Below are 14,570 nucleotides of genomic sequence, written 5' to 3'. Positions count from 1 at the left end.
TCTTTTCGGGTCGGGAAGTATCCGATTCGCTTATCTCGACAGACTTTTTTATAATCCCGCAGCAAATTTCAGCCCGGAGCTGTGCCTTTATGTCTGTAAAGTCTGAAAAAGTGTCTGAACTGTTCGATTTTCGTCGCAGCGCCCGTACCGTGCTGGACATCGAGAAACAAGCGATTGATGGACTCTACCAGTACCTGAACGATGCCTTCGATCAGGCGTGCGAGATGATACTGCGTTGCAGTGGCAAGATAGTGGTCACCGGCATGGGCAAGTCAGGTCATGTCGGAAGCAAGATTGCGGCTACCTTGGCCAGCACCGGCACTCCCGCCTTCTTCCTCCATCCGGGTGAAGCCAGCCACGGCGATCTGGGGATGATCTCCGGCGGCGATCTCATCATCGCCATCTCCAACTCCGGTGAGAGCGACGAGATCCTGGCCTTGCTGCCGGTGCTCAAGCGCCGCGGCATCCCGCTCATCTGCATGACCGGCAACCCGGCCTCCACCATGGCGAAAGAAGCGAACGTGCACCTGTGCATTAAGGTAGAGAAAGAAGCCTGCCCGCTGGGGCTGGCACCCACCTCCAGTACCACCGCGACCCTGGTGATGGGCGATGCGCTGGCAGTGGCCTTGCTGGAAGCCCGTGGCTTTACCGCCGATGATTTCGCCCTCTCTCATCCGGGCGGTTCCCTTGGCAAGCGACTGCTGCTGCGGGTTGGTGATCTGATGCACAGCGGTGAGCTGTTGCCCCAGGTGGGGATAGATGCCACCATCAGCCAGGCACTGCTGGAAGTGAGCCGCAAGGGGCTTGGCATGACGGCCGTGGCCGATGCCGATGGCCGTCTGGCCGGTCTGTTCACCGACGGCGACCTGCGCCGCATTCTGGACCTGCAGGTGGATATCCACCACACCCCGATCAGCCGCGTGATGACGGTCAACTGTGTTACCGTGGGACCAGAGATGATGGCAGCCGAGGCCGTCAAACTGATGGAAACCAGAAAGATCAACGGATTACTGGTTGTGGATGGCGACAAGCGCCCGCTGGGTGCCTTCAACATGCATGACCTGCTGAAAGCCGGAGTAATTTGATGCAAAACGTACCGACCCTCTATGGTCCGGTGACGCGCAGCCAGTTTGAGAAGGCGGCGCAGATCCGCCTGCTGGTGTGCGATGTGGACGGGGTGCTCTCCAATGGCCTCATCTACATGGGAAATGACGGCGAAGAGCTGAAGACCTTCTGTACCCGCGACGGTGCCGGCATGCGAGCGCTGCTCAACGCCGGGGTCGAGATTGCCATCATCACCGGGCGCAACTCCCGCATCGTCAGCGATCGGATGAAGAGCCTGGGGGTGCAGCACCTGGTACAGGGGGCAGATCAGAAGCTGCCCCACTTCGAAGCGCTGCTGGCCAAGCTGGCACTGACCCCCGAGCAGGCGGCCTATATCGGCGATGACACCATCGATCTGCCGGTGATGCAGGCCTGTGGCCTCGGCATCGCCGTGGCCGATGCCCATCCGCTGGTGCTGGCGCGGGCTGACATGGTGACCCGGCTGGCCGGCGGTGTTGGCGCGGTGCGCGAGGTGTGCGATCTCATTTTGCAGGCCCAGGGGCTGGGTGACTATCAGCCAGAGGCCTCGGTATGAGCAGACAGACCCTGTTGTTCGCCCTGCTGTTCCTGGTTGCGCTGGCCGCTTGGCAGCTCGGCGACATCGAACTGGCGCCGGAGCCGACCACCAAGGTGGAGAATTATCAGCCGGACTTCACCGCCAAGAATCTGGTGACGACCCGCTTCGATGTCGAGGGGCGTCGCACCGAGCGGCTGGAGTCCCGCTATGCGGAGTACTACCAGATCCTCGAGCAGGCCACCTTTGACAAGCCGGTGGTCTACATGTTCGACAAGCAGGGGGAGCCCGAGTGGAAGGTCACTGCCGACACCGGCGTGCTCAACACCGATGACAACGTGATCCTGCGGGACAAGGTGCATCTGGACGGCTTGCTGCCCACCTCTTTCATCTCCACGCTGGATACCCCCTATCTGGAGCTGGATCTGGTGACCCAGAACGTGAGAAGCAATCAGCAGGTCAGCATAGTGGGTAAGGATTTCCAGACCGAGGGCGTCGGCCTGAAGGGTCATCTGGAACGCAAATATTTTGAATTACTGGATCAGGGCCATGCCATCTATTTCAATGAAAAACGCTAATCTGGCCCTCGCGGCCCTGCTGCTGTGCGGCACCGTGAGCGCCAAAGAGTCCGACTTTGCCGAGAAGGTCTATGTGGATGCGGTCAAGCAGGTGGCCGAGATGCAGGACAACCGCATCACCTTCGAGCAGGATGTGACCATCACTCAGGGCACCATCAAGATCAAGGCGGACAAGGTGGTGGTGATCCGCTCCGGCGAGAAGGGTGCCGAGGTGATGACGGCTTATGGCAAGCCTGCCACCTTCTTCCAGATCCTGGACAACGGCAAGCCGGTCAATGCCCATGGCAACAGCATCCGCTATGAGCTGAAGAACCGCTTGGTGACCATCACCGGCAACGGTCAGCTCAAGCAGGAAGACAGCCAGGTCAATGGCGACCTGATCCGTTACGACATCGTCAAACAGAAGATGATTGCCGAGAGCAAGACCCCGAACCAGCGGGTCAAGACGGTGTTCCTGCCGGATCAGGTAGAGAATTTCGACAAGCCGGCCGATCAGAAGAAGCAGGGAAAATAAACCATGGCAGTGTTGAAAGCAGCCGGCCTGCAAAAAAGTTACAAGCGCCGCATGGTAGTGAGCGATGTGAGCCTGGAAGTGGGGACCGGCCAGATTGTCGGGCTATTAGGTCCGAACGGCGCCGGCAAGACCACCTCCTTCTACATGATTGTGGGGCTGGTGCAGAGCGATGCCGGCCTCATCACCATCGATGATCAGGACATCAGCCTGCAACCCATGCATATCCGTGCCCGCAACGGTATCGGCTATCTGCCGCAGGAGGCCTCCATCTTCCGTCGCCTGTCGGTGTTCGACAACCTGATGGGGGTCATGCAGACCCGCAAGGGGTTGAGCCGCGAAGAGCGGGAGGACAAGGTCCAGCAACTGCTGGAAGAGTTCAACATCACCCATATCCGTGACAGCCTGGGGCAGAGCCTGTCGGGCGGGGAGCGGCGCCGGGTCGAGATCGCTAGGGCACTGGCTGCCGAGCCGCGTTTTATCCTGCTGGATGAACCCTTTGCCGGGGTCGACCCCATTTCTGTGATAGACATCAAGAAGATCATCCAGCATCTCAAAGATAGAGGCCTGGGCGTCTTGATCACCGACCACAACGTCAGAGAGACTCTGGACGTATGTGAGAAGGCCTATATCGTCAGCCACGGCAAGATGATTGCCGAAGGTGCACCGGCCGACATACTGGCCGACGAACAGGTCAAGCGCGTCTATTTGGGCGATCAATTCAGTCTATAGTAAGGGGGCATCTCTTCATTTCCTGTGACGACTGCCTCGCTGAACATAAGGATATCCCGACGTAGATGAAGCCGACATTACAGTTGCGTCTCGGCCAGTCCCTGACCATGACGCCGCAATTACAACAAGCGATTCGTCTGCTCCAGCTCTCCACTCTGGAACTCCAGCAGGAAATTCAGCAAGCGCTCGACAACAACCCCTTGCTGGAGCAAGAAGAAAATGATGTGCAGGAGACCAGCCCGGAAGAGCCGGTCGATGCCAGCCAACTCGACTCCAGCGATGCCATGTCCCAGGACAACATGCCGGACGAACTGCCGGTAGATACCACCTGGGAAGAGGTCTACTCGGCTGGCACGGCCCAGAGCGCGGGCCCGAACCACGACGGCGAAGACAGCATCTATCAGGGCGAAACCACCGAAAACCTGCAGGATTATCTGCTGTGGCAGATGCGCCTGACCCCATTCAGCGACGTGGATGCCGCCATCGCCCTCGCCATTATCGACGCCATCGACGAATCCGGTTACCTGACGGTGTCGCTGGAAGATATCCAGACTGCGGTAAGCAGCGAGGATGTCGAGGTGGAGCTCGATGAAGTGGAGGCGGTGCTCAAGCGGGTGCAACATTTCGATCCGGTCGGCATCGCCGCCCGCTCGGTGCAGGAGTGCCTGCTGATCCAGCTGGGCCAATACTCCCCGGACCTGCCTTGGCTCAACGAGGCCAAGGAGGTGATTCTCGAGCACATGGACTTGCTCGGCAATCGCGACTACCGCACCCTGGCGCGCAAGACCCGGCTCAAGGAGAGCGACCTCAAGGAGGTGCTGGATTTGATCCAGCAGCTGGAGCCGAGACCCGGCAACGGCGTCATTCAGAGCGAATCCCAGTACGTGATCCCGGATGTTTCCGTGGTCAAGAAGGGCAACAAGTGGGTGGTCGAGCTCAATCCGGACTCGGCCCCGCGCATCCGGGTCAACGAGACCTATGCCGCCATGGCCCGTCAGGCTCGCACCAGCCAGGATACCCAGTTCATCCGCTCCCACCTGCAGGAAGCCAAGTGGTTCATCAAGAGCCTGGAGAGCCGCAACGACACCTTGCTCAAGGTGGCCAGCTGTATCGTCGAGCAGCAGCAGGGCTTTTTTGAATACGGTGAAGAGGCCATGAAACCCATGGTGCTCAACGACATCGCCGAAGCGGTGGAGATGCACGAGTCGACCATCTCGCGGGTCACGACCCAGAAGTACATGCACACGCCGCGCGGCATCTTCGAACTGAAGTTTTTTTTCTCCAGTCATGTCAACACGGAGGGAGGAGGAGAGTGCTCATCGACCGCAATTCGCGCGCTCATCAAGAAGCTGGTCACGGCGGAGAATCCCGCTAAGCCGCTAAGTGATAGCAAGATCGCGGATTTGCTGGCCGAACAGGGTATTATGGTGGCGAGACGCACGATCGCAAAGTACCGTGAATCCTTGTTGATCCCGCCATCCAATCAGCGCAAACGCCTGGTTTAGGCAAAACAAAAGGAAGACGTTATGCAAATTAACCTGACCGGACACCATGTCGAGATCACCGAAGCTCTGCGTGATTATGTGAACAACAAATTTGCCAAACTCGAGCGTCACTTTGACCACATCAACAATGTTCATGTGGTGTTGAGCGTAGAAAAACTGAACCAGATCGCCGAAGCCAAGCTGCATGTCAGCGGGGGTGAGGTGTTCGCCAATTCGCAGCATGCCGACATGTACGCTGCGATTGATACCCTGCTGGACAAGCTGGATCGGCAGATCATCAAGCACAAAGATAAGTTAAATCAAAAATAACCATGCAACTTGAACACATACTGAGTCGGGACTGCACCAAAAGTGCGGTCCCTTGTACCAGCAAGAAACGCGCCCTGGAGATCATCAGCGAGTTAGCCGCTGAGCGTCTGGGGACCTCTCGTCAGGTGCTCTTCGAGTGCCTGCTGGCGCGAGAAAAAATGGGCAGTACCGGGATCGGTGCCGGTATCGCCATTCCCCACGGCCGGATCGGCGACGAGTTTCCGCCGACCGCCATCCTGATGACCTTCGCAGAGCCGATCCCCTTCGATTCCATCGACAATCAACCGGTTGACCTGCTGTTCGCCCTGCTGGTGCCGGAAAGCGAGTGCAAGCAGCACCTCAAGACCCTTTCCCTGATGGCATCCAAACTGGGCGACAAGGCGGTATGCCGCCAGTTGCGCCAGGCAACCAGCGACGAAGAACTCTATCAGATCATGACATCGGCCTGAGATGCAGGCCCTTGCAATGACGCCAAGCGGTGAGGGAACAAGATGCAATTAATAGTGGTGAGTGGGCGCTCCGGCTCGGGCAAGACAGTTGCCCTGCGTGTGCTGGAGGATCTCGGTTATTACTGCGTGGATAACCTGCCGGTCAACCTGCTGCCCCAGCTGATCGTCTCGGTCGAGAGCCAGTATGACAAGCTGGCGGTCAGCATCGACGTGCGCAACCTGCCGGCGAGCCCAGACAAGCTGGAAACCCTGTTGGCCCAGGTTCGCAACGAGGGGCGGGTGGAGTTCTCGAGCTTCTTCTTCGATGCGGAAAACTCCACCCTGCTCAAGCGCTACGGCGAGAGCCGCCGGCTGCACCCCTTGTCACGCAATCAGTTGTCGCTGGACGAGGCGATTCGGGAAGAGACCCACCTGCTGGCGCCGCTCTCCTCGACGGCCGACCTGCGCATCGATACCACCAACCTCAGCATTCACGACCTGAGCGAGCTCATCAAGACCCGGGTGCTCGGCAAGAAGGAGAACGAGCTGGTGCTGGTGTTCGAGTCGTTCGGCTTCAAGTACGGTATTCCCAAGGATGCCGACTTCGTGTTCGACGCCCGCTTCCTGCCCAATCCGCACTGGATCCCCGAACTCAAGCCCTTCACCGGCAAGGATGAGCCGGTGGCACGCTACCTCTCCAGCCAGCCCGACGTGATGCAGTTCATCCTGCAGATCGAGAACATGCTGGCGACCTGGTTGCCTCACCTGGAGCGCAACAATCGCAGCTATGTGACAGTCGGCATCGGTTGCACCGGTGGCCAGCACAGATCGGTGTTCATTGCCGAGCAGCTGGCCGGCGCTTTCCGCCTGCTGGGCAAGAACGTCCAGATCCGCCACCGCACCCTCGACAAGAGTGCGCCGCAATTTTGATGGACCAATAGGAAGATCAGATGACCGTCTCAGCCTCGGTGGAAGTGAAAAACAAACTGGGCATGCATGCCAGACCGGCCATGATGCTGTTCGAGCTGGTGCAGGGGTTCGATGCCCACGTGTTGCTGCGCAACGAAGAGGGGGTCGAGGCCGACGCGGACAGCGTGATCGGCTTGCTGATGCTGGACTCCGCCCAGGGCAAGCAGGTGGAAGTCCAGGTGGAGGGGCCCGAGGAAGTGGAGGCCCTGGCCGCCGTGGTGGCGCTGTTCACCTCGGGCTTCAACGAGGAGTAACGCACCTCGGCATGCTCAAGGTGCGCTGCGTGCCAGCGCCTTGAAGGCGGCAAAATCCCGACAAGCCAGCAGATTCCTGCTGGCTTTTTCGTTCATCAGCGCCAGGAACAGGTCGTAGAGCCCCATGGCCTCTTCGTAGTCGGCCTTGGCGATGGCCAGCACGAAGACGAGGGTGGCGCTCTCGCCGTTGCCCCAGTCGATCCCCTGCGGGGCCAGCACGGTATAGACCAGGGTGCGGCGCGCCAGCAGGCCGAGGGAGTGGGGCAGAGCGATGCCGTCCCCCAGCATGGTGGAGACGATCCGCTCCCGCTCCTGCAACGATCCCCGAAAGCCGCTCTCCACCAGATCCTCCGCCTCCAGCTGACTGCAGATGCGATCAAACAGCGCCGCCTGGCTGAGCGGTTCGGTAGCCACCATGAAGTGGTCGGCATCGAAGTACTTGTCGAGCAGGTAGGGGCGGGTGCGATCGACCAGCACCAGCTTGCCGAGCTGCTCCAGCTGGTACTGGGTCGGGAAGGGGGCGACCTGCACCACGGGCACGTTCTTCTCGCCGGCCTTGACGGTGCTGATGACGAAGTCCTGCTCGATCCGCGCCAGCCCTTCGTAATCCCGCACCGACTCCAGCATGGTCAGCTGCAACTGGGGATACTCCCGCTTGATGCGGGCCTCCAGCACCCGAAAGGTGGCGTTGCCTGCATCGCACAGCAGCAGCGCCTGGGGGCGGCGGGTGTAACCGATGTCGTAGTGGCGCTCCAGCCCGACCCCGATGTGGATCACCAGATAGCCTATCTCGTGGTGGGTCAGCCGATAGGGAGTCTGCCTGATCCACTCCGAGATAGCCGCCAGCGTGATGTCGTAGGCGAGGGGGTAGTACTGCTTGATGTGGTCCGCCAGCGGATTGTGGCTGCCGATCTGGTATTTGACCCGCAGCAGCATGGCGCTGATGTGGGTCTGCAGGTCGGCCCGTAGTTGCAGATCGCCGCGCAGGTCATAGGGGTAGTGCTGGTGAATGTAGGCCAGCAGATGCTCCACCAGCTGTTCGCTCTCGGCCGCCATGGCCGGGCTGAGCTGGGGGGCATCGGCGGTGAGGCGGGCCTGGATCTGGATGGCGAGGCAGGCTATCTCCTCCTCCCCCGGCGGGGTCAGGGTCGGCAGCTCGCCATAGATGTCGCGCGCGACCGCCAGCAGAGGTGCCGTGAGATCCTCGCAGGTGAATTGGTGCAGCTCGTGGCCGGCCGCCTGGCGCAGCAGGGCGACGGCGCAGTAGATGGCGAGCTGCTGCAGGCTCTCATCGGCCAGGCGCAGCTGATGACGGCCGAGCTGCTCGTGGATGTGATTGCCCACTACCTCCAGCGTCTTGCTGGGACAGAGGTTGGGCAGCAGGCTCTGCAGCGGGTTGCTGTGCAGCAGCTCCTGATAGAGCAGCTGGGTGAGGCAGGCGCGGATGGCCGTCTCGCCCCCCTGGATCCGCATCCCCTGTCTGGGTTTGCTGTCGATGGTGAGTCCGAAGTGGGCGAGCCGCTCCCGTACTTCCGCCATGTCCCCCTGCAGTGCCGCCCGGCTCAGATACCAGGTGTCCGCCAGCTCGTCGAGCTTGATGCCCTGCTCTACCGTCAACAGCAGGATCTGCAGGTGCAGCACCCGCTCGCGGCTGGTGCGGGGCAGCCCGCTCTCCTGCTCCTGGGCCGCCAGTAGTACCTCGAACAGCTCCTGATTGTAGATCTTGAGCTGATAGCCGCTGCCGCGCTGGTGGATCAGGTGGGCGCCCCGGGTGGCGATGATCTCGTTCAGGGTCGCCACGTCGGTGCGCACGGTGCGGGTGGAGACATTGAGGCGGCGGGCCAGCTCCTCCTGCGGCAGCGGTTCGGCGTGGAGCAGGGTGAGCAGTTGATGGAGTCTGGGGTGGGGCAGCTTGATCATGAGGGGGGAACGGACTCCTGTCGCGGAATGAAAAATCGATGTTAACAAGCGAGTCATTAACAAGCCAGGCACCAGTCAGTGATCGGACCGGTGCCTGAGGGCTGTCAGGCCAGCAGCCGCTTCACCGTGGTCAGCAGGGTACGCACGTCCTCGGGACGGGTCTGACCGCTCGCACTGTCGATGATGGAGCTGTAGATGTGGGGAATCACCTTCTCGACCCCGGCATCCAGCGCAATCCGCACTATCTCCTCAAAGTTGTCGAGATCGATGCCGCCGGTGGGCTCCAGCCAGAAGCCGTGGCGAGCACAGGCCTCGGCCACCGCCTGATATTCGGCGCGGCAGGCCAGTCCGCCCATGGGGAAGAACTTGACCGAGCTGCCGCCCATGTCCTTGAGCAGGGCGATGGCGGTGTCGATGGGGACGATGCCGTCGGGCTGCTGGCTACTCAGTGGGCCGGTGGAGATCTTCACCATCCCCGGCGTGCCGGTGGGGGAGACAAGGCCATTGACGAGGGTGTCAGACTGGCCGAGCAGCGCCCGGCTGGCGCCGACGCCGGTGAACACCTGATTGACGTGCTGGGGCTGCAGCTGGCGAGCCAGCTCGGCCACCATGGCGGACTGGCGCGGATCGCCGGCCCCCAGCCCGATGGAGAGGGCATTGTCGATAAGCTTGGCGTAAGCCTGCATGTCGGCCACCGCGGAGGGCACATCCGGGTAGTTTTTGGAGAGCACGCCGACCAGCACATGGCCCTGGGCGGCCTCATAAATGTCGACGGCATTCTGTCGGGAGCCGGCCAGCACGTTGAGGCAGACCCGATCGCGGTAGTAATTGGGAGTCAAAGACATCAGTTGTTCTCCTGAACGAGGTGGGCAATGGCGGAGTGGATCTGGTCGAGCTGGGGCAGGGTGACGCTGCGCACGTCTATCTCGAGGTGCCCCTCGTTGGCCTTGTAGCCGCGGCAGTAGATGGCAGGCGTGCCTTGTTGCAGACGGGCGACGACCTGCACTGTAGTCATGCCGATCTGCTGGTGGTCGAAGGCGATATCGGTGCGGGCGATGTCGCGCCCCGCGCTGTCCCACACCACCTTGGCGCTGACGCCGGGTAGCTGGTTGAGGCGCTCGATGAAGGGGGTCATCTTGGCGACCATGGCGGCGCCGCTCTCCTTCTCCTTGGCCAGATAGCGCTCGATGGCGTGGGTGAGGCCGAGGAGCCCCTCCTTACCCACCTTCATGGCGCGACCGATGCCGTTGGCCTGCTGCTTGACCCACTCCACGTACTGGCGCTTGCCAAGTACCAGCCCGCTGGTGGGCCCTTCGATGGCCTTGGCGCCGCTGTAGATGACCAGATCGGCCCCCAGGTTGTAGTAGAGACGCAGATCTTCCTCGGCCGCCGCATCGACGATGAGCGGGAGCCCGTGGGCCTTGGCCACCTCGGCTGCCTCGGCCACCGACAGAATGCTCTTCTGCACGCAGTGGTGGGACTTGATGTAGAGGATGGCAGCTGTGCTGGCATTGATGGCGGCGGCCAGCTGGGCGGCAGAGCACTCGTTGGCGTAGCCGGCCTCCACCACCTTGCCGCCACCCAGGTTGACCATGGTGCCGACCGGGGCGCCGAAGTTGACGTTGTGTCCCTTGGGCAACACGATTTCGCTCGGCACATCGTGGGCATGGGCGTGCAACTGCTCGAGGCGGTAGGGGTCGCCGCGCACTATCACTGCGGCCACCGACTGGGCGATGCCGGCGCTGGCGCAGGAGACCACCACCGCATCTTCCACGTCCAGCAAGCCGGCCAGGTAGGCGCCGGTCTTGTTGACCAGATCCTTCACCTCGAAGTAGTGGCCGAGGCCGAAGTTGACCGCGTCGACCACCTCCTGCTCGGGGGTGGAGACGCCGAGAATGGTCATGCGCCCGGAGGCGTTGATCACCGGTTTGAGCTGATATTTCTCATACACAGAAGGCATGGTGTGATTTCCCATAGTGAGTCAGAACCAGTTCGCCACCGACCAGGGCGGCGAGGGGCAGCAACTGCCGATCGCCATTGCGGGCGCCGGCTTCGGTATCTGTAAAGAGGGTGGGGCCGCTGCTCACCTCGAACAGGGTCAGGTCGGCATCGGCGCCCACCTCGAGTCGCCCCTTGCCGGACAGGCGCAGGGCATCGGCGGCATGTTGGGTGACGCAGGCCAGCACCTGCTCCAGGGTCATGCCGATGGCGAGAAACTTCGACATCACGTGGGCCAGGCTGTAGACCGGCCCCTTGATGCGGTTCTTGCAGTAGATATCCGAGCTGATGGTACGGGGCAGGATCCCCTGGGCAATGGCCAGCTCCGCCACCTCGAAGCTGAAGCTGGCGCCGCCGTGACCGATGTCGAGCAAGAGTCCCCGTTGCATCGCCTCACGCACCGCCTGGCGCAGTTCACCGGCCGGGGTCAGGATGCGGTTGGGCTTGCCGTTGAAGCAGTGGGTCAGCAGATCGCCATCGCCCAGCAGGGCGACAATCTCGTCCAGATCCGGCGGCGTGTTGCCCACGTGTACCATCAGCGGCAGCCGGCCGTGGGCCTGTTGCAGTGCCTTGGCCATGCGCAGCGGCTGCAGGCCGTTCTCACCCACCACGCTGCCGCTCATCCGCGCCTTGATGCCGACGATGAAGCCGGGGTGGCGGGCAATGGCCGCCGAGGCGAGATCCATATCGAGGTCCCGGCTGTCGGCCAGCTCGTTCTGGCGCAGCAGGCCGATGCGGGAGATGTTGAGCAGGGCATGCACCCGGGTCTTGCAGCCGGCGGCGAGACGCTGGAAGTCATCCACGTCGTCGGCCCCGGTACTGCCGGCGTCGATGACGGTGGTGACGCCGGATTCCACGCCCACCTTGTCCGGCTCATCGTGATAGATGGGGGAGGCGGGGTAGCAGTGGGTGTGGCCGTCGATCCAGCCGGCGCTCACATGCACCCGGCCGCCGAGATCCAGGATCTGCTGCGCTGCTGCCATCTCCGGCAGGGTACCGATGGCGGCTATCTTGCCCTCCCTGATGGCGATATCGACGAGCAGGCCATCTCCCTGGCGCCCCGCTTTGATGATGATGTCGTACATGCTAGATGGCCTCTCGAGCGCCGCCCCGCAGGGCGGCGGATGGTTATGCAAGCGCAACCGGGAAGAAGGTGCCGAGTAGCATGGCCCCCAGGATGGCACCGCCGGTGATGGGCTTGCCCCACACGTAGAACAGCAGCGCACCCAGCAGAGAGCCGATGCCGATCGGAATCGAGGCGCCCATGGCGGAGAGGATGATTAAGGGGCCGAGGAAGCGGCCCGAGCTGTTGCCAGCCCCCATCATGACGTCGGCGCCGTAGGTGGAGTTGCTCTGATTGATGGTGAACTTGCGTGCCAGGATGATCACGTAGCCGATGGCCAGACCAATCCCCATGCCGGTTGCCAGGGAGGCACCGAAGTTCTCCACCGGATAGACGATGCCGGCCCCCAGCAGCAGGGCGGGCACGCCGAGGCCGACCCCGGTCTGGATGGCGCCGCCGATATCCAGGATCCCCACCAGGGAGCCCTCGATGATGCGGGCAAACAGGAAGCTGGCGCCGAAAGCCGCCACCGCACCATAGGCACCGGTGTCCATGCCGGCCTTGAGCATGGCGACGAAGGCCACCTCGTTGAAGGCGCCGACCCCGTACAGATAGAACATGTGGGTACCGGCAAAGACCCCGGCCGAGAGCAGGCCGACAAAGATGGGGAAGGACCAGTCGGCGTACCAGAAGTTGTTTTTCAGTTTCTCATCCACGGTGTGACCCCTTATTTGCCGCTCAGCAGGTTATGGACGTTTTCCAGCCACAGGGGAACCCCCAGATGGAAGGACTCGATGAGTTTCATGTCGAAGCCGCGGAAGAAGCCGCTCAGCACGAACAGCAGGACGATGGCCGCCATCATCACCTTGGTGACATGGTTCCAACCACTCTCTTCCACGCCCTTGCCGATCAGGATGCCGAGCACCAGGCCCGGTACCGCGTTGCCCATGATGAGCTGGGCCAGACCGCCGAAGATGGTGGCCCAGAAACCGGACTTCTTGCCCGCCTCGATGGCGGCCAGCCAGAAGATCACCGGCATGACGGTGTTGACCAGCAGGTTGGCGGCCGGTACCAGCACCTTGACCGCGGTGACCTGCAATGCGGCCGGTACGGCGGCGGCCGTGCTGTTGAGGAAGGCGACCACGATGGCACCTATGATGCCGCCGGCGATGGCCATCTTCTTCGGGTCGTGCAGGGTGGTGGCGAGATCCCGGTTCTTGAACAGCAGTGCCGCCGTTGCCCAGTGCGGAATGATGCGATGATCCACATCCTGGGTGAAGGCGCCGGCCGCCACGGTGGAGGCCCAGGCGTTGAAGAAGAAGCCCAGACCAAACGAGAAGTGGGAGGCGGGGTCCCCTTCACAGGAGTTGAGCTCTCCCAGGGTACGGAAGGCTCCCATGCCCTGTACGGTCGGCGCGTGGAACATCCGTGCCGCGCCGGCCCCCACCCCGACGCCGACCAGGCCGCCGATGATGAGTGACTTGATAAATATGATTAGAAACATCCAACGTATCCTTCTTGTGGGGTGGTACCCGCGGGCGGCGTCACACCAGGGTGAACGCCACTTGCTCGGCATCCAGGCTGGTGACCTTGACCGTGATCGCCAGCTGGACCCGGAATTCGCGGCGCTGGCGCGGCAGGAAGAAGAATAGGAACTTCTCCACCCGGACCGATTCTTCGGCCTTGAGCACCTGCACCTCGAGCGGCTCGATGCGCAGCATCACCCGCGGGTTGTCCTTGAGCAGCGTTGGCTGCACCTGGCTGAGGGCGGCGGCGAACGCCTGCTGGCGAGTCGGCCCCTTGCCGCTGACCATGACCTGGGTGGTGAAGTCCTCTTTCATCAGGCGCGTCCGTGTTTCTTGGCGAAGGCTTCGATCAGCTTCTGACCCAGCTCTTCCTTGTCCATGAAGCCGAAGCCCAGCACCACGCAGCCTTCGTTGATGGCGGTCACGCCCTCTTCGATGGAGCGCATGCCGTAGCGGCACTTGTAGCCGTACTTGGTCTGCGCCGTGATGGCACCGGCACCGCCGCTGCCGCAGAAGGAGATGCCGAGATCCGCCTGCTCCTTGTTCATCACGTCACCGAGCTTCATGTCGGCGGCCATGCCGGGGATGATGGTCACGCTGGCGCCGGCGGTTTCCGCACCTGCCCCCACTTTCTGCCCCTTGCCGAGTCGATCACCGATCACGAGTTTGATGGCTGTCATTTAGCTTTCTCCTTTCACTGAGCTGAGTTCGTTTTCTTTGGCAACTTCGAAATGGACGGACAGCAGATGGGCCTCTTCATAGGCCAGCTTGTCCAGCCAGGCGACGACCTGTTCGGCCAGACGCAGGGAGAGGGGGGAGATCTCCTCGAACAGGCTGAGATCCACCTCCGGCAGCGATTCACCGCTGTAGGAGCGCCATACCATGGCTTTGACGTGGGAGGCCAGCATCTGCCGCTGTACCTCGTTGGGGCGGATGCCCTGCTCGCCGAGCAGGGTGTGGATGCGCGCCAGCGTGTGGTCGGTCTGGCGCAGCAACGCCGGGCTGTCCGGGGTCAGGTTCTGGTCATGGGTCTCTGTGTGCAAGGTCTGCTCTCCAAGGCTGGCAGAAGGGATAGCGCTACCCTAAGCCGGCAGTAGAGGAGAGAGGAGGCACGGTTTTTCCGATTCGAAGCGGAAATTCCCGCACGCCTGGGCTGAAA

The 14,570-nt window shown here is 61.9% G+C and carries 19 protein-coding genes; 10 read left to right on the top strand and 9 right to left on the bottom strand.

From position 1 onward, the window contains the following. Nucleotides 1-89 precede the first annotated feature (89 nt). From PG899_RS09140 to npr, 10 genes are all read left to right on the top strand, one after another. A complete protein-coding gene (locus PG899_RS09140) occupies nt 90-1,085 on the top strand; it encodes a KpsF/GutQ family sugar-phosphate isomerase (protein WP_017409369.1) in 996 nt (331 codons plus the stop codon). Then, entirely contained in the window at nt 1,085-1,639 is a 555-nt protein-coding gene (gene kdsC / locus PG899_RS09135; RefSeq protein WP_077095257.1) for a 3-deoxy-manno-octulosonate-8-phosphatase KdsC, read from the top strand. Before PG899_RS09140 ends, kdsC begins: the two co-directional genes overlap by 1 nt. Continuing rightward, the gene (gene lptC, locus PG899_RS09130) at nt 1,636-2,196 is read left to right on the top strand and encodes an LPS export ABC transporter periplasmic protein LptC (RefSeq protein WP_016352199.1); all 561 of its coding nucleotides are present in this window, start codon (nt 1,636-1,638) and stop codon (nt 2,194-2,196) included. The genes kdsC and lptC overlap by 4 nt, the downstream gene beginning before the upstream one ends. Further along, nucleotides 2,183-2,710: a lipopolysaccharide transport periplasmic protein LptA gene (lptA, locus tag PG899_RS09125; RefSeq protein WP_016352198.1), complete on the top strand. Its 528-nt coding sequence runs from the start codon at nt 2,183-2,185 to the stop codon at nt 2,708-2,710. Before lptC ends, lptA begins: the two co-directional genes overlap by 14 nt. Nucleotides 2,711-2,713: 3 nt before the next feature. Next, nucleotides 2,714-3,439 (top strand): LPS export ABC transporter ATP-binding protein, encoded by a 726-nt coding sequence (gene lptB / locus PG899_RS09120; RefSeq protein ID WP_011707613.1) that lies wholly within the window; start codon nt 2,714-2,716, stop codon nt 3,437-3,439. A gap of 65 nt (nt 3,440-3,504) precedes the next feature. Beyond that, on the top strand, nt 3,505-4,944 hold the full coding sequence (locus PG899_RS09115; RefSeq protein ID WP_270697340.1) for an RNA polymerase factor sigma-54: 1,440 nt from the start codon (nt 3,505-3,507) through the stop codon (nt 4,942-4,944). Nucleotides 4,945-4,965: 21 nt separating this feature from the next. Further along, complete coding sequence (hpf, locus tag PG899_RS09110; RefSeq protein ID WP_005305957.1) at nt 4,966-5,253, top strand: ribosome hibernation promoting factor; 288 nt, start codon at nt 4,966-4,968, stop codon at nt 5,251-5,253. Nucleotides 5,254-5,255: 2 nt separating this feature from the next. Further along, nucleotides 5,256-5,702 carry a PTS IIA-like nitrogen regulatory protein PtsN gene (gene ptsN, locus PG899_RS09105; RefSeq protein ID WP_005305951.1) on the top strand — a complete coding sequence of 149 codons (447 nt, stop codon included), beginning with the start codon at nt 5,256-5,258 and terminating at the stop codon, nt 5,700-5,702. 42 nt (nt 5,703-5,744) lie between these two features. Next, the gene (rapZ, locus tag PG899_RS09100) at nt 5,745-6,611 is read left to right on the top strand and encodes an RNase adapter RapZ (protein WP_011707611.1); all 867 of its coding nucleotides are present in this window, start codon (nt 5,745-5,747) and stop codon (nt 6,609-6,611) included. A gap of 20 nt (nt 6,612-6,631) precedes the next feature. Next, the gene (gene npr, locus PG899_RS09095) at nt 6,632-6,904 is read left to right on the top strand and encodes a PTS phosphocarrier protein NPr (protein WP_005305943.1); all 273 of its coding nucleotides are present in this window, start codon (nt 6,632-6,634) and stop codon (nt 6,902-6,904) included. A gap of 15 nt (nt 6,905-6,919) precedes the next feature. On the opposite strand, the gene PG899_RS09090 is transcribed toward npr, so the two are convergent. The 9 genes from PG899_RS09090 to PG899_RS09050 form a co-directional block, all read right to left on the bottom strand. Continuing rightward, nucleotides 6,920-8,824 carry a BglG family transcription antiterminator gene (locus PG899_RS09090; protein WP_077095256.1) on the bottom strand — a complete coding sequence of 635 codons (1,905 nt, stop codon included), beginning with the start codon at nt 8,822-8,824 and terminating at the stop codon, nt 6,920-6,922. 104 nt (nt 8,825-8,928) lie between these two features. Next, on the bottom strand, nt 8,929-9,669 hold the full coding sequence (gene dagF, locus PG899_RS09085) for a 2-dehydro-3-deoxy-phosphogluconate aldolase (protein WP_077095255.1): 741 nt from the start codon (nt 9,667-9,669) through the stop codon (nt 8,929-8,931). Continuing rightward, the gene (locus tag PG899_RS09080) at nt 9,669-10,784 is read right to left on the bottom strand and encodes a DgaE family pyridoxal phosphate-dependent ammonia lyase (protein WP_077095254.1); all 1,116 of its coding nucleotides are present in this window, start codon (nt 10,782-10,784) and stop codon (nt 9,669-9,671) included. Before PG899_RS09080 ends, dagF begins: the two co-directional genes overlap by 1 nt. Beyond that, nucleotides 10,768-11,907, bottom strand: a complete 1,140-nt coding sequence (locus PG899_RS09075) for an amidohydrolase/deacetylase family metallohydrolase (RefSeq protein ID WP_077095253.1) — start codon at nt 11,905-11,907, stop codon at nt 10,768-10,770. Before PG899_RS09075 ends, PG899_RS09080 begins: the two co-directional genes overlap by 17 nt. A 43-nt stretch (nt 11,908-11,950) precedes the next feature. After that, nucleotides 11,951-12,601 (bottom strand): DUF4310 family protein, encoded by a 651-nt coding sequence (locus PG899_RS09070; RefSeq protein WP_011707606.1) that lies wholly within the window; start codon nt 12,599-12,601, stop codon nt 11,951-11,953. Between the two features lie 11 nt (nt 12,602-12,612). Continuing rightward, entirely contained in the window at nt 12,613-13,389 is a 777-nt protein-coding gene (locus PG899_RS09065; RefSeq protein ID WP_016352193.1) for a DUF4311 domain-containing protein, read from the bottom strand. 40 nt (nt 13,390-13,429) lie between these two features. Next, nucleotides 13,430-13,726, bottom strand: coding sequence for a DUF4312 family protein (locus PG899_RS09060; RefSeq protein WP_029302025.1), 297 nt, complete (start codon nt 13,724-13,726; stop codon nt 13,430-13,432). Further along, on the bottom strand, nt 13,726-14,091 hold the full coding sequence (locus PG899_RS09055; protein WP_011707603.1) for a glycine-rich SFCGS family protein: 366 nt from the start codon (nt 14,089-14,091) through the stop codon (nt 13,726-13,728). The genes PG899_RS09060 and PG899_RS09055 overlap by 1 nt, the downstream gene beginning before the upstream one ends. Further along, a complete protein-coding gene (locus PG899_RS09050; protein ID WP_017409378.1) occupies nt 14,092-14,454 on the bottom strand; it encodes a transcriptional regulator in 363 nt (120 codons plus the stop codon). Between the last annotated feature and the right edge of the window lie 116 nt (nt 14,455-14,570).

Origin of the sequence: Aeromonas sp. QDB39 (assembly GCF_027707585.1) — a bacterium.
GTDB classification, from domain to species: domain Bacteria; phylum Pseudomonadota; class Gammaproteobacteria; order Enterobacterales; family Aeromonadaceae; genus Aeromonas; species Aeromonas hydrophila.
Note: the sequence above shows the minus strand (reverse complement) of the source record. Positions and strands in the feature narration are given on the sequence as shown.

Excerpts from the sequence above, each read along its gene's own strand:
- PG899_RS09115 (WP_270697340.1), top strand. The coding sequence starts at position 3,505 with ATGAAGCCGACATTACAGTTGCGTCTCGGCCAGTCCCTGACCATGACG.
- dagF (WP_077095255.1), bottom strand. The coding sequence starts at position 9,669 with ATGTCTTTGACTCCCAATTACTACCGCGATCGGGTCTGCCTCAACGTG.
- PG899_RS09140 (WP_017409369.1), top strand. The coding sequence starts at position 90 with ATGTCTGTAAAGTCTGAAAAAGTGTCTGAACTGTTCGATTTTCGTCGC.
- lptB (WP_011707613.1), top strand. The coding sequence starts at position 2,714 with ATGGCAGTGTTGAAAGCAGCCGGCCTGCAAAAAAGTTACAAGCGCCGC.
- PG899_RS09075 (WP_077095253.1), bottom strand. The coding sequence starts at position 11,907 with ATGTACGACATCATCATCAAAGCGGGGCGCCAGGGAGATGGCCTGCTC.
- kdsC (WP_077095257.1), top strand. The coding sequence starts at position 1,085 with ATGCAAAACGTACCGACCCTCTATGGTCCGGTGACGCGCAGCCAGTTT.
- npr (WP_005305943.1), top strand. The coding sequence starts at position 6,632 with ATGACCGTCTCAGCCTCGGTGGAAGTGAAAAACAAACTGGGCATGCAT.
- PG899_RS09055 (WP_011707603.1), bottom strand. The coding sequence starts at position 14,091 with ATGACAGCCATCAAACTCGTGATCGGTGATCGACTCGGCAAGGGGCAG.
- rapZ (WP_011707611.1), top strand. The coding sequence starts at position 5,745 with ATGCAATTAATAGTGGTGAGTGGGCGCTCCGGCTCGGGCAAGACAGTT.
- ptsN (WP_005305951.1), top strand. The coding sequence starts at position 5,256 with ATGCAACTTGAACACATACTGAGTCGGGACTGCACCAAAAGTGCGGTC.
- PG899_RS09090 (WP_077095256.1), bottom strand. The coding sequence starts at position 8,824 with ATGATCAAGCTGCCCCACCCCAGACTCCATCAACTGCTCACCCTGCTC.
- lptC (WP_016352199.1), top strand. The coding sequence starts at position 1,636 with ATGAGCAGACAGACCCTGTTGTTCGCCCTGCTGTTCCTGGTTGCGCTG.
- PG899_RS09065 (WP_016352193.1), bottom strand. The coding sequence starts at position 13,389 with ATGTTTCTAATCATATTTATCAAGTCACTCATCATCGGCGGCCTGGTC.
- PG899_RS09060 (WP_029302025.1), bottom strand. The coding sequence starts at position 13,726 with ATGAAAGAGGACTTCACCACCCAGGTCATGGTCAGCGGCAAGGGGCCG.
- lptA (WP_016352198.1), top strand. The coding sequence starts at position 2,183 with ATGAAAAACGCTAATCTGGCCCTCGCGGCCCTGCTGCTGTGCGGCACC.
- hpf (WP_005305957.1), top strand. The coding sequence starts at position 4,966 with ATGCAAATTAACCTGACCGGACACCATGTCGAGATCACCGAAGCTCTG.
- PG899_RS09080 (WP_077095254.1), bottom strand. The coding sequence starts at position 10,784 with ATGCCTTCTGTGTATGAGAAATATCAGCTCAAACCGGTGATCAACGCC.